This is a genomic window from Candidatus Acidianus copahuensis (genome assembly GCF_000632495.1).
GTDB classification, from domain to species: Archaea; Thermoproteota; Thermoprotei_A; order Sulfolobales; family Sulfolobaceae; genus Acidianus; species Acidianus copahuensis.
Window position 1 is genome coordinate 168,923 of record NZ_JFZT01000039.1, and the last position, 13,498, is coordinate 182,420.

Here is a 13,498-nt window from a genome sequence, read left to right on the forward strand (position 1 = left end):
AAAGATAAATGAGTCTTGCGGAATTGCTTTACGAAAAAGGTAAAGTAAATCCAGAAAAGGTATTCTTGAATGGGGATAGAACATTAACTTATGAACAAGCAATCAATGAAGTATATAGATTTTCTACACTAGTCTCACCAGGCGAGACGATAGTTCATCTAATGTTCAACTCCACAATGTCAGTAACTTCCTACTTAGGGATATACTGGGCTGGCGGAAAAGTTGTTGCAGTCGATCCTTTAACTTCAGCCGAAGATTTGCGCTTTATCCTTGAAGATTCTAATCCGTCACTAGTATTTACAGATAACGAAATAGCAAATAGAGAAAAAGAAGTACTCAAGGGATATAAGATCATTACAGAGCCTCCTTCAACTCAAGGTTTTATGAGACCTTATTCCTATAGAGAAGACGAAGTTGGCCTAATCTACTATTATGCTGGTATAGCGGGTAAGACAATGCAGGTTCTCCATAGCGCTAAGCGAGTTGAGCTAAACGCTGCATCTCTCTATAGGGCCATCAACATAAAAGGAATATCTACAGTGCTAACAGTTCCTGTCGCTCACGTATTGGGAAATAGTGTCTTAGGAGTATCCTTGGAAGATGGAGGCCAAATGTATATCATGAAGAAATTTGATGTAAAAGCTCTCATGAAGGTTATAAATGAGAATAACATAAATTACTTAGCTACTGTTCCTATGATTTATGATGCTTTAAATTCAGAGAATGGAAGACTTGATCCGCTTAAGATCTGCGTCAGTTCAGCAGCACCTTTATTCCCACAGACGATAAAATTATTTAAAGAAAAATATGGAAAAGATATTGTACAACAATACGGCTTTACTGAAGGTCTTGTAATGACTTATCAAGATCCTATGTTCGCTTCAAAAATAACCATAGGGAAACCTTTACCAGAAGTGGAAATAAAAGTTATAAAGAATGATGGAAAAGACGCAAATCCAGGTGAGACAGGCGAATTATGGGTAAAAGCGCCTTGGATCATGCTTGGATATAAGGATGTTGAGGAATCTGTAAAGGTTTTTGAGAATGGGTGGCTAAAGACTGGGGATCTAGTAGCACAAGACGAAGAAGGCTTACTTTACTTTAAGGGAATAAAGAAAAGAATGTTAAAATATAAGGGCTATCCAATATTTCCGAGAGATTTAGAAGACATCCTAATAACTCACCCAGATGTAGCAAAGGTCTTAGTTGTTGGAGAGGATGCTGGTAATGCAGGAGTCCAACCAGTGGCTAAAGTAGTTGTAAAGAAAAAAAGAGACGGATTAGAGACAGAATTGCTCAACTACGTCAATAGTAAAGTTGCATTTTATAAAAGGCTAAAGAGAGTCTATATTGTGGATAAACTTGAGTGAAGTAGATTCTTTAATCAAACAAATCTCGTCTAAGTTACAAGAAAGAGCTGAAAAAATAACTAAACCAAAGGAGGAACCAAAAACAGTTAATGAACAAAATTTTAGTGATATAATCTCAAAAAATAAAATAGTGGTTTTAGATTTTTGGGCTCCTTGGTGTGCTCCTTGCCACTTATATGAACCAACTTTCAATAGAGTAGCAAGTAAATATAGTAATACAGCGTTCTTTGGAAGAATTAACGTAGACGAAAATCAAAAATTAGCCGATCAGTACGGTGTATTGAATATCCCTACTACACTTATAATAGTTAATGGCGAAGTTAAGGAGACGTTAGTTGGGGCTATAGATGCTAACACATTGGAGAGTGCGCTAGGTAAATACATATGATTGAAGTAGATATTAAAAAAAAGTTAGGCGAGTTTAATCTAGTTGCATCAATGAAAGAAAAAGGAATTATTTCAATAACAGGGAAAAATGGAAGTGGAAAAACGACTTTGCTTAGAATAATAGCAGGATTTTTACCACAGGATTCAGGTTATATTAAGTTAAATGGAAAAGATATAACAAAAGAAGAACCAGAAAAAAGAGAAACAGTCCTTATATCTCAAGGATCTATTATCCCTGGAATGAGTGTAGAGAAACATCTTCTATGGGGTGCTAAAATTAGAAAGGTTGATTTAAAAGATAACGAAATTGAAGAAGTTAAGGAACTATTAGGCATAAACTTCAATGGAAATTCAGATAAGTTGAGTTTAGGTCAAAAGGGAAGATTAGCTATTTCTACGGCTTTACTTTCTAAGCCTAGACTTCTCCTAATAGATGAAGTTTTTGCCAATATTAACAACAAAGAAGAATTTATAAAAAATCTAGTATATTTGCTTAATAAATACAACATTGAAATGATATTTATATCACAGGATGAAAAAGATAGCGTATTTGCCAATTCTCATCTTCAAATGGAAGGCGGAAAACTGTTAAAAATTTTTTAAAACTCTTACTTATGTTTTCGATATGAAGATAAAAAGTAATTATAAATATATATTAACATTTGATAAGTTTTAACTATAATTACCATTAAAATTTTTATACTCTTTAATAGATGGTTCTTCATGCCATATACTGCAGAAGATTTTTTAAAATTTATAAAGGATAACAAAGTAAATTGGTTAGATCTCCAATTCACAGATCTACCTGGTAGGCTACAGCATATAACAATACCCATTGATGAAGTAGATGAAAGTAGCGTCAAAGAGGGGTTTGGAAAACTTGACGGAAGTAGCATAAAAGGATTTACAATGATATATGAAAGTGATATGGTATTGCAACCAGTATATAATACACTGAGTCTAATCCCGTGGAGTCCAGGAGTAGCTAGAGTCTTAACAAGGGTATTTTGGGGAGGAGGTAAAGGCAGATTTGAAAGAGATCCTAGGTTTGTAGCTGAAGAGGCTGAGCGAGTTCAATCTGAAATGGGCTATACTTCATTCTTTGGGCCAGAATTAGAATTCTTCATATTTGATAAAATCTCACTTGATGTAGCTACCCCTCAAAGCGGAACTGGATATAAGATTTATGCTAGAGAAGCTCCTTGGTCTAGCAATGGTGGATTTATAATAAGATATAAGGAAGGCTATTATCCAGCTCCACCTGTCGATCAGTTAATGGATGTTAGACTTGAAGCTGTAGAAACTCTTCAGAAGTACTTTGGATTTACTTTAGAGGCCACACATCACGAAGTAGCCACTGGAGGACAAGGTGAGATAGACTTTAGATTCTCTACTCTAGCTGATACAGCTGATAAGGTTCAAACGTTAAAGTACGTACTAAAGAACGTTGCAGCAAAACATAGTATGGTAGCAACTTTTATGCCCAAGCCTATGTTTGGCGACAATGGAACTGGAATGCACACACATTTTAGTCTATGGACAAAAGATAGTAAAAAGAACCTAATGTTTGATCCAAATGATGAATACGCAGAAATAAGTCAGACCGGCAGATATGTAATTGGAGGAATTCTTAAACACGCTAGAACGCTTTCAGCTTTAGTCTCTCCAACTACTAATAGCTATAGAAGAATTGTTCCAGGTTTTGAAGCTCCAGTTTACATAGCGTGGAGCAAATCAAACAGAAGCGCAATAATAAGGGTACCGTCATATTTCAAAGGGATAGAAAAAGCTAAGAGGATTGAATATCGTGCTCCAGATCCATCTTGTAACCCATATTTAGCTTTTGCAGGATTATTAATGGCAGCTCTAGATGGCGTAAAGAATAAAATAGATCCAGGCGATCCAATCGATGAGAATATTTATCATTTAACCGCAGAGAAAAGAAAACAACTAGGAATTGGAGAGCTACCCAGATCTCTTGATGAGGCACTTGATGAACTAGAGGCAGATAAGGAGTTTCTAAAGCCCGTATTCAATAGCAGTCTACTTGATGTATATATAGACTTAAAGAGGGAGGAGACAAAGGCTATGCAAATGTATCCGCATCCTATGGAATTATACTATTATCTCGACTCTTAAGAGGGAAGATAAACATTCGCTTTTTTTAAGTAATTATATATTTCATTTATATCAAGATAACTATCAAACACGTATCTTTTTGATGCTTTTTCCAATAATTGATAATCCTCCCCAAGTAGATTCGCATAACTTGATATCCACCTTTCCTTAGATGACATAAACTCAGAAAAGGAATTCTCATAGACCGTCTTAATTTTCTCTTCATCTAATCCATCTCTTATAGCCAGAGTACAGCAATGAATAGGGTCAAAGATGTGCGAGATTCTATTTCCTTTAGATTCCAAAATTGAAAGATAAGGCTCCCAAATAGCTACTGCTTTTATATCCCCTTTCCCCAAACCATCAATTAAGCTCTTAGGTGAACTGAAGGGTACTATAGTGGCATCCCTAAAGTCAAGCATTGTCCATAGTTCCATACTAGACATAACAGTTGAGCCTACCTTACAAGGTTCACCAACTATCCCGGCTCCTCCTCTAGCTCCTCCAGCAATTATTTTTATACCAAAGACTTTAGAAAAAATTATTTGAGAAATTACAGGAGAAAAACCCATGTCAATTTTACCTAACGATATATCTCTTGTCACATCTATTCCATTATCGTAAATCCTTACTTCTACGTAAAAGCCCCTTTGCTCTAAGTTTTTTATAAACGGCATAATAAATGGGTATTCAGCAGCCCTAATTATTCCAATTCTTAAGAATTTATTGTCATTAAATGATACCATTAAGTTTTTTCCAGCTAATTTTTTCCTAATTATTATCCCATTCTTCTCTAATTCAGTCAAAATTTCAGAAGTTCTGCTTTTCGATATACCAGATAGTCTAACTAAATCAGTCTGAGGTAATTGACCGTAAAGCTTAATGATATCTAGTATCCTCTTTTTGCCATCCATATGATCTAAACTTAAAAAACGTCATATTAAGTTTATATTATTTTTAGATGAAACATCAAGTATTCTGAACACGTAATTTATCATAGCCCTATTATTCTTAAATATACCTCTAGTAGCTAAGGAAACTAATTTTGCCTCTTTATCCTTTACTCCTCTAACGTAAGCACAAGTATGTATACCGTTACCTATTACCATAACTCCTTTAGGATTTATTTCGCTTGACATTATTGCATCAGCAATTTGCGAGACCAACCTCTCTTGAATTTGAGGTCTAGCTGAGTAATAGTTAACTATCCTTATTATTTTACTGAAACCGGCCACTTTACCCTCATCATTCACAACATATGCAACGTGTATCTTGCCAAAAAATGGGAGCAAATGATGTTCGCATAACGATGAAAATTGTATATCTCTTATTACTACTATTGAACCGTTTTGTTCAATCTGAGCGTTAACATCATTGGAGCTAAATACCTTAATATGAGGTGGAGATGCTCTCAATCCAGAAGTCATTTCTATAAGTGCTCTAGCTACTCTTTCTGGAGTTTCCTTTAGTCCTTCTCTTTCTGTATCTTCACCCAATAGAGATAAGATCTCCTTAACTCTCTTAGCAATCTCTGAAACAACGTTTTCCTGGTTTATTGATGTTTCCATAACAATGTATAGTGGATTCACTTAATATAAAAAATATTTTTATATAAAGTCTAACATTTGGACACTAAGCTAATTTACACGTTAGAAGAACGAGATTTTTTGCATTAACATTTTAAGTTAGAAAGTTTCTATAACTATGACCTTAATTTTAATTATTATTTAATAGATCAAGTGATATCGACCGTAAACAATGAAAAATTATAACTTTATCGTTTAAAGAAAAAAATGGAAAATTATAGATAAGGAAAGTAGATTAGAGAAGCTTATATATAGTTTCTATAACTATGGGCTTTCCTTCTGTTACTATCATGGTATCTTCTATCCTTACGCCATGCTTGCCACCAATATATATTCCAGGTTCTACAGTTATTACCATATTTTTTTCTAAAATGGCATTAGAATTAAACGATACTGGCGGATATTCATGAACCTCAATCCCTACTCCATGTCCAGTAGAGTGAACGAAATACCTACCATAACCAGCTTTCTCTATAACCTTTCTAGCAATTTTATCTATCTCAGAGGCTTGGATTCCTGCGACGACTGCATCTATCGCCTCCAACTGAGCCTCTAAGACTACTTCATAGATCTTTCTTACCTCATCCCTTTTTTCTGTTAAAAATGTCCTAGTGCTATCAAAGCAATAACCATTATATTTTGCTCCAATATCAACGACTACTGGATCTCCTCTAGCAACTTTATAGTCTGTAGGAACATGGTGTGGCTTAGAAGAGTTAGGCCCAGCTGCAACTATTGACGGAAAAGCATAGTCTTCTGCTCCGCTAATTTTCATTGTATAATCTATAATTCCTGACAAGAATTTCTCAGAAAATTCAACTCCTTCGGATAACCTCTCTGATACTACTTTCATAGCTTCTGCCGTTATATCTCCAGATCTCTTAATGAATTCTAGTTCATCCTCATCTTTTACTGCTCTAATTTTTAATATGTTTTCGGAAATATCCTGTACGGGAAACTTAGACTCTATAGCTTTGTAGAAGGGTATTGAGGACCAGTTAGCGTCTAATGATACTTTGCTAGCATTCCTTATCTTATCTAATATTATAGAAACTAAAGAGGATTGTATAAAGTTATCAGAAATTTTAATAGGAAAGTATATTTCTGTATCAATTCCCTTTATTAATGATGCTCTATTTTCCTCTAGTGCAGGAACAATTAAAGTTGGTATACCATCACAGTAAATTAATGAGCCTACCCCATCATATCCTAGAAAGTAAAAAAGATTGGACTCTCCAGAAATAACTATGCAAGAATTAAGTTCCTCCGAGAGCTTCTTGAGCTTTTCCAGTCTCATATCTGTATTTAAAGTTTGGCTCTCTTATAGACATTCCTATCCTAAATGCCTCTCTAATTAGCTCAGTCTTATCCTGCAGGCTTAAGTTTGCCTTAAAAATATCGCTAATATCTATTACTTTATCTTCACGATATAGACACGTCTTTAATTTTCCATCCACTGTTAGTCTTATTCTATTACATCCGCTGCAAAATAATGGATTTGCAAAAGGCTTAACTACCTCTATCTCTAAGCCTGAAGAAAGATAATATCTAGGTCTCAAATGCTTATTCCTGACACTTTTCTTTACGCTCATCTCACTTATTTTGTTTTCGATTTCGCTTAACCTTTCGTGATATTTAAAAGCGTTTTTACCCAAACCGACTGGATGCATTTCTATGAGGTGTAATGCGTTAACACCAACTTCCTCAGCAAATCTAATTATATCAAACACTTCGTCCTCGTTTTTCCTAGTCACAACAAAGTTCAATTTTACTGGTGTTAGTTCAACTTTTACTGCCTCTTTTATACCTTCAATTACCTTGTCTAATCCATCAACACCGGTTATTTCTTTGAATCTTTCCCTCCTAAGAGAATGAAGGCTTATATTTACTCTATCCAGTCCAGCTTCCTTTAATTTAGATGCTATATGATATAGCATAAAACCATTAGTAGTCATAGAAACTTCCAAACCTATATCTTTTAGACTAGAGATAATTGTAGCTAAATCTCTCCTCAAAGTTGGTTCTCCACCAGTTAGCTTAGCATACTTAACTCCGAACTCTTTTGCTACGTTTGATACCAAAGCTATATCTTGGCTTGATAATCCATTTATATAGTTCTCGCCTTCTCCCTCCATATGGCAAAAGAAGCAAGAAAAGTTACATGCATGAGTAAGCGTTATTCTTATATCCTCTAACTCTCTACCATATCTATCCTTCATTACTTTTAAATTGTACCTAGCCCTAATAAATGCAATGAAAGAACTTCTTTGTCCAAAATGCGGAGTTAAAATGGAATTCATGGCTGAAGCAGAAACAGGTAATGATGGAAAAACGATAAAGTACTTTTATAGATGCCCGGCCTGTGGAACTAAAATTATAGGATCTACAATAGAAATAAAGAAAGGAGAAAACAGCTCTGTACTAATTAAAGTTATGAATTAGTTTTTTTAAGTTATTCAAATGAAAAGCTGGAAAAAAGGATAGTAAATTTAAATTTCTAAGACTTATAATATTCTTTGTTATCTCACTAGAAGGGCCATATCCTCTTAAAAAGCTAAGCATCATCTCATCAAATCCCTTAAGATCGTTCATATATTTATATGCAAGAAAAAGGCTAAAAACTAGAATGTCCCAAGATTTATACTCAACGTTATTACTTTTAATAGCTTGCTCCGCATCTATTACAGATGTTTTTTCATTGGATAGTAAAAAATTCTCAAGCTTTGTATCTCCCATAACAAACTCGTTATCATGAATAGCTCTCAGGCCATATCCTATACCATAAAAGTCATCTGTTGTAGAAGGTTCTCTACCTTCAGAGAACTCCCTAATTATGCAATTAGTATAATAATCAATATCAATTAATTTTGGAACAGTTATCTTTTTCCATGGAAAAGTTAGGAAATCTACTTCTCTTCTCATCCTTAGCAGAGGATCTGCGGAATATGGATAAGACCTACTAAATAAAGACGAAATGAAGTACCACTTTATTCCAGCGTTTGCGCTATAGCATTTAAGTACGTATTTGCTATCTCCAATTTTGACTATTTTACTTTGCCAATAAAAGGATTTTATAATATCTTCTAGTTTCATTTTTCGTTCACTAGACCATCAACTATATATTTGAATCCATCATCTGGAAATACTAGGACTGTTGTTTTATCGTCTAAAAATTTTTTATACGCAGCTACTGTAGCACCAGAACTTATTCCTATAATTATTCCACTAGTCCTCGCAATAGCAATTACTCCATCCATTGCCTCTCTCGTAGTGATATCAATCATAATGTCTATTTCAGCATGAGAGATAAGACCTTTTCCATCTTGCCTCTTAATTCCTGGTATTCTCTCGCCTTCTGCTGGCTGTACGCCTACTATTTCTACCTTATTCCCATATTTTTCCTTAAAGAACTTGGATATTCCAGCTAAGTGACCACCTGTTCCTGCTGTGGCAATTATCCTTTCAGGAATTTTTCCTAGTGAATTTATTTGATCATCTATTTCCTTTGCTGTAGTATAATAATGAGCCATATAATTGAGTTCGTTGTTAAACTGATCTGGATGATAAGCTCCTGAATTCTTAGAGTACATTTTTACTAGAGGTACTAGTTCTGAAGTGCTTCCTCCCATTTCTACAACGTTAGTTCCAAGAATTCTCATTGCTGCCTTAAAGGTTAGAGGTGCACTAGATGGTATGAAAATAGATGCCTTCTTTTCAAAAATTGATGAAAAACTTGAGAGAGCTATTCCAAGGTTTCCAGAAGTGGCTTCTACAATTTCCTTTGAATCAGACTTTAAGGCTTCTCTGAACAGAAACCAAGCAGTTCTATCCTTTATGCTTCTGCTAAATGGATTAAAGAATTCTAGTTTTCCCCATACGTCTTTACCTATTTTTAATCTTAATATAGGAGTTGGCCACATATCCTCTAGTAGGGATATTGGATCTTCGAATACGTGAAGATCTCTTGACACAATACGCATCTACCTTGTAGTACTATGAAATAGAATATAAAAGAGTAAGCTTTAGTTAGCCACTTACTTAACTTAAATTTAATACAGAATCAATACCTCAGCAGTTTTAATCTTATTTTTATCTTATCTCCATCTCTAAAATAACCTAAGAATTCATTGTTTGTTTCTTTACACCATTTTTCTAGCTCTTGTGCAACAGCCTCCCAAGGTGTTATAATTTCGATCTCTTCTTCATCTTTTACTGATTTCCACTCCCTCATAACTGTCAGGATAACTACTGGACATATATCATTACTATCTATTACTTTCATAGAGTCACCACCACGTCAGAAGATTTGGCCTCTTGCAGAAAACTTATACTTCCTGAAAGCTTTACACCATCCATCAGATCAGAAGATTGGATTCCGGCTAGCTTTAAACCAGCCTCGTCTATGTAAAAGTCAACTCCTTCCTTTAGCGCATCTTCTAGCATTTTTGTCGTGTCAGGTATTTTTAATTTTCGCATTTGCCAAGTCACGAAAAACCTGGAAAGAGCCCCCATCTTCATCTTAGATTTTCCTTTATATTCTCTAGTAAAGAGAACAACAGCTTGAGAAGTTACAAAAAACTTGACTTCCCAATCTAAGGCTTTTCCTCCTATTGCTAAAACTAACCCGTGGTAAAATTTATCCATAGAATTATCTGCAAGCAAGATAGTCAACTTTGGCATACTATGATTTAGTCTTAGTGGATTATAAAAACCAAGTAAGCAAATTTAAACACGATCAGGTTTGAGAACGAGATCTGTTACAATATTTTTATCTAAAATAAGTAAAGATATGATTAACGATATATACTTAAAGTTAAAAGGTATAAGATATGATACATTTACAAAGAGAATATCTTTTCCAGAAACTCATGAGGAAACTGATCTCGGCAAGATTTTAGATTTACTTCCTGAAGGTAATGATATAATATTTAGTGTTGCTAGTCTAAGACAAAATGATAAAAGAATAAATCAAATAAAAGATATTCTGTCTTCAGATAAAAGGGTCTACGCCAATGTTCTTGTTAGGAATCCAGATATAGACGAAATAGTAAAGCTCATTTTAAATTTAGATCCAGAACAAGCAACCAGATTTGCCTTACTAGTTAATGAGGACTTTCTTATGACGCCGTATTTTCCAACATCTACGTCAGTTGCTGTTAGGAATATGTTTGCTCTTTCCTTAATTTACGTCAAGGATTTTAAGGAAGGTAAAGGTACACAGGCTCTTGAAAAAGCTGATCAAATAGGAAAAATGATCGAAAAAGATACTGGTATAAAGTACTTCGGAATAGATGTCTCGTTATCTCCTTGGATGGAGGAAAGTGTAGGAGAGATTATAGAGCAAGAAGGCGAAAGGATATTTTCTAGAGGTAATATATTTACAGTAAGTAATATAAATAAAAAGATATTTCAAGACACATGGTCTTCGAGAGTAAAACCAATAGGATTTTCTGAAGTGATGCTACCAGTTGCAGAGGATAATATACTAAGAGAAAGAGTTCTTGATGGATCACTAGACCTAAATGGATTATTTCAGATGACTTTTGGCTGTGTTGCAGGAATAGATATGATAGGAGTTCATGAAAACAAAGAACTGTATTCCAAAATAATTAAAGATTCAATAGCAGTTCAATTTAGTAAAAGAAAACCTTACGGTATAAGATTAATTCCATCACGGGGAGAGGAAAAAATATACACAAATGATTTTGGTATTATACCAACCATTAAAGCCGTATAGAAAAGATTTAAATTTGTTTTATGGTGTATAGTAACATATAGTGAATTAGTATGGAAGTTAGAAGAGTTCAAAAGTTTGGCAAATCTACACTTATGGTTTCATTACCCGCTGATTGGGTAAAAGAAGTAGGATTAAATCCAGGAGAAAGTATTTATTTGGAAGTTGATGAAGATGGCAGCCTAAAGGTATATCCACCAAATCTAAAGACAGAGGGTTCTACAAAAGAAATGAAGGTTTCGTTAAAATCTTCATCTAATGCAGATTTAGTTAGCAGAATAATATATAGCCTTTATATTTTAGGTTTTGATAGAGTTATTATAGAAAAAAGTGATGGACCTTTTAATGAGGATATATTAAGAAAGATAAAGGATACTGTTAGAAGCCTAATAGGTTTAGAGATAGTGTCTCAAGATTTAAGTACGATACAGATCCAGTCTTTCCTAGACCCTACAAAGTACAATATGTCCAGCCTAGTGACTAGGTTAAGCAATACGTTAAAGCAAATGTTACATTATCTAAACCTAGGAATAAAAGAAGCTAGCAGAACGTTCTTACAAGAGGTTTTAGAATTGGAAAAAGAGATCGATAGGCTTTACTATCTTTCTCTCAGACAGTTGCTATTAGCTCAGGTTAATAGGAGCCTTGCATACATGATAGGAGTAAAAAGAATTCAGATAGTAGGCAATAGAATATTAATGAAGGCAGTAGAGGAAGCTGCAGATGAGATAAGCGAAGCGGTATCTGATCTCTTATCTTTGCATCCAGAAGATCTAGAAATCATGAAGTACTCATGGGATAGAATAGACATGATATTTGATCAAACTACAGTAGTAATAGATCACGTTGTTAAGGTCCTTAATAAGGAAGATGTAAAACTAGTTAATGAGGTTCTAGAGGAACTTAGGACACTTAGAAGAGTGCTAATGACTGAAGCTCTAATAACTGAGGAAAAGGTCGAGAAGACAGGTTCGCCTAGAGTCATAGTAGTTTTCAAGAGCCTTAATCTAAGATTGTATAACGCGATAAGAAGAATGGAGCCAATAGCAGAAATAGCATTTAATAGAAGCGTAGAAAATCTTAAGGAAATTAGCCTTGAGTAATTTCCTTTAATTGAGAAATTACATAGTTCCTTATTTCGGTTAGGCTAGGTAGTTTCGACACAATTTTTCCATTTTCCATATACTTGATCAAAAGAGGCTTACAGCCCTCTATTGGGGGGGAATTTATAAGTGTAATTTTATCATCGAGTTTTCCGCATCTATAAACCTGTTTTGCTCCTGGCCACTTACCTCTTTTAGTATAGGGAACCCAATTCCCATCTATCATTTTCTCCACTATATCCGCGCTAAGATCAACGCTTTCTGGAAAAGCTATTGATGTGCCTACTCCAAAACCATCAACATAATCTCTCAGATCTAAAACTTGTTCCTCATCTATCCCTCCACTAACGTAAATTTTGACATGATTATAGCCATGAATATTGAGCGTCCATCTAATTTCTTGGACTATTTTCCTGAAATTTCCTCTTCTGCTAGAAGGTGTGTCGAGCCTAATTCCTGCTAACTTGTCCCCTAGAAGATCAGCAGCCTTTAAGGCTTCGGTCCTTTCATCCTCAAATGTATCCGCCAAAACTATTCTAGGTACATTATCTTCAACCACTTCATCAAATGCTTTCCAAGCCTTGACGTTATCCCCCACAGTTAACATAAGTGCATGTGGCATTGTACCAGAAGGCTCTATATCGAAGGCCTCCTTATCAAATGCACCAGATATACCGTCTACCCCTCCAATATAAGCTGCCCTATCTAACATTGGAGCTATAGCTGGATGAGCAGACCTTAAGCCAAAAAATAGTACGTTCTTATCCATTGCTAAAGACTTTATCCTTGCAGCCTTTGTGGAAACACTACTATAATGCCTTAATATTCCTAAGAATTCAGTTTCATATGCGCCAAAATCTCTATAATTGCCCTCAATTATCATTAATGGTTCTACCTCTTTGAAAAGTGTGCCTTCTGGCATAGCGTAAATACTAATTGGTTTTCCCTCAAACAAATTTAGAACTTCTTCCAATCCAGAGAAAACTGCCCACTGATATCCTTTTGGTAAACCGTAAGAATGAACTTCCATTCTAACCATAACATTATCTAGACCTAACTTATCCAATACTTTTAGAGTTCTTTCAAAATATACATCAGTTATTTTACCTTTTACTATGTCCTCTTCCGATGCTAAGTAAAATCGCATAGATCTCAAATCTGTAGATAATTTTTAAACCTTAAAACTCATCTTCGTATAGA

At 34.7% G+C, this 13,498-nt stretch carries 16 protein-coding genes; 7 read left to right on the forward strand and 9 right to left on the reverse strand.

Annotation, left to right across the window (positions count from 1 at the left end; genetic code table 11):
* The first annotated feature begins 8 nt into the window (after positions 1 to 8).
* From CM19_RS05415 to glnA, 4 genes are all read left to right on the forward strand, one after another.
* On the forward strand, positions 9 to 1,370 hold the full coding sequence (locus tag CM19_RS05415) for a class I adenylate-forming enzyme family protein (protein ID WP_048099413.1): 1,362 nt from the start codon (positions 9 to 11) through the stop codon (positions 1,368 to 1,370).
* Positions 1,363 to 1,758 carry a thioredoxin gene (gene trxA / locus CM19_RS05420; RefSeq protein WP_048099635.1) on the forward strand — a complete coding sequence of 132 codons (396 nt, stop codon included), beginning with the start codon at positions 1,363 to 1,365 and terminating at the stop codon, positions 1,756 to 1,758. Before CM19_RS05415 ends, trxA begins: the two co-directional genes overlap by 8 nt.
* Positions 1,755 to 2,360, forward strand: a complete 606-nt coding sequence (locus tag CM19_RS05425; protein WP_048099414.1) for an ATP-binding cassette domain-containing protein — start codon at positions 1,755 to 1,757, stop codon at positions 2,358 to 2,360. Before trxA ends, CM19_RS05425 begins: the two co-directional genes overlap by 4 nt.
* Positions 2,361 to 2,480: 120 nt before the next feature.
* Positions 2,481 to 3,896 carry a type I glutamate--ammonia ligase gene (glnA, locus tag CM19_RS05430; protein ID WP_048099415.1) on the forward strand — a complete coding sequence of 472 codons (1,416 nt, stop codon included), beginning with the start codon at positions 2,481 to 2,483 and terminating at the stop codon, positions 3,894 to 3,896.
* Here the strand turns inward: glnA and CM19_RS05435 are convergent.
* From CM19_RS05435 to moaA, 4 genes are all read right to left on the reverse strand, one after another.
* On the reverse strand, positions 3,893 to 4,789 hold the full coding sequence (locus CM19_RS05435; RefSeq protein WP_048099416.1) for a MarR family transcriptional regulator: 897 nt from the start codon (positions 4,787 to 4,789) through the stop codon (positions 3,893 to 3,895). The genes glnA and CM19_RS05435 overlap by 4 nt on opposite strands.
* Positions 4,790 to 4,810: 21 nt before the next feature.
* Positions 4,811 to 5,443 carry a GTP cyclohydrolase I gene (folE, locus tag CM19_RS05440; RefSeq protein WP_048099417.1) on the reverse strand — a complete coding sequence of 211 codons (633 nt, stop codon included), beginning with the start codon at positions 5,441 to 5,443 and terminating at the stop codon, positions 4,811 to 4,813.
* 253 nt (positions 5,444 to 5,696) lie between these two features.
* Complete coding sequence (locus tag CM19_RS05445; RefSeq protein ID WP_048099418.1) at positions 5,697 to 6,758, reverse strand: aminopeptidase P family protein; 1,062 nt, start codon at positions 6,756 to 6,758, stop codon at positions 5,697 to 5,699.
* Positions 6,718 to 7,680, reverse strand: coding sequence for a GTP 3',8-cyclase MoaA (gene moaA / locus CM19_RS05450; RefSeq protein WP_048099419.1), 963 nt, complete (start codon positions 7,678 to 7,680; stop codon positions 6,718 to 6,720). Before moaA ends, CM19_RS05445 begins: the two co-directional genes overlap by 41 nt.
* Positions 7,681 to 7,714: 34 nt before the next feature.
* Here moaA and CM19_RS05455 point away from each other — a divergent pair, with 34 nt between their 5' ends.
* Complete coding sequence (locus tag CM19_RS05455) at positions 7,715 to 7,903, forward strand: hypothetical protein (RefSeq protein ID WP_048099636.1); 189 nt, start codon at positions 7,715 to 7,717, stop codon at positions 7,901 to 7,903.
* Here CM19_RS05455 and CM19_RS05460 read toward each other — a convergent pair.
* The 4 genes from CM19_RS05460 to CM19_RS05475 form a co-directional block, all read right to left on the reverse strand.
* Positions 7,883 to 8,554, reverse strand: a complete 672-nt coding sequence (locus tag CM19_RS05460; protein ID WP_052349462.1) for a BUD32 family EKC/KEOPS complex subunit — start codon at positions 8,552 to 8,554, stop codon at positions 7,883 to 7,885. The genes CM19_RS05455 and CM19_RS05460 overlap by 21 nt on opposite strands.
* Positions 8,551 to 9,432 (reverse strand): pyridoxal-phosphate dependent enzyme, encoded by an 882-nt coding sequence (locus tag CM19_RS05465; protein WP_048099420.1) that lies wholly within the window; start codon positions 9,430 to 9,432, stop codon positions 8,551 to 8,553. Before CM19_RS05465 ends, CM19_RS05460 begins: the two co-directional genes overlap by 4 nt.
* Before the next feature lie 89 nt (positions 9,433 to 9,521).
* On the reverse strand, positions 9,522 to 9,743 hold the full coding sequence (locus tag CM19_RS05470) for a sulfurtransferase TusA family protein (protein WP_048099421.1): 222 nt from the start codon (positions 9,741 to 9,743) through the stop codon (positions 9,522 to 9,524).
* Positions 9,740 to 10,141, reverse strand: a complete 402-nt coding sequence (locus CM19_RS05475) for a DsrE family protein (protein WP_048099422.1) — start codon at positions 10,139 to 10,141, stop codon at positions 9,740 to 9,742. Before CM19_RS05475 ends, CM19_RS05470 begins: the two co-directional genes overlap by 4 nt.
* Before the next feature lie 61 nt (positions 10,142 to 10,202).
* Here CM19_RS05475 and CM19_RS05480 point away from each other — a divergent pair, with 61 nt between their 5' ends.
* Positions 10,203 to 11,198, forward strand: coding sequence for a DUF711 family protein (locus CM19_RS05480; protein WP_150111391.1), 996 nt, complete (start codon positions 10,203 to 10,205; stop codon positions 11,196 to 11,198).
* Positions 11,199 to 11,248: 50 nt separating this feature from the next.
* A complete protein-coding gene (locus CM19_RS05485; RefSeq protein ID WP_048099424.1) occupies positions 11,249 to 12,298 on the forward strand; it encodes a phosphate signaling complex PhoU family protein in 1,050 nt (349 codons plus the stop codon).
* Here CM19_RS05485 and CM19_RS05490 read toward each other — a convergent pair.
* The gene (locus CM19_RS05490) at positions 12,285 to 13,445 is read right to left on the reverse strand and encodes a nicotinate phosphoribosyltransferase (RefSeq protein ID WP_048099425.1); all 1,161 of its coding nucleotides are present in this window, start codon (positions 13,443 to 13,445) and stop codon (positions 12,285 to 12,287) included. The genes CM19_RS05485 and CM19_RS05490 overlap by 14 nt on opposite strands.
* Positions 13,446 to 13,498: the final 53 nt, after the last annotated feature.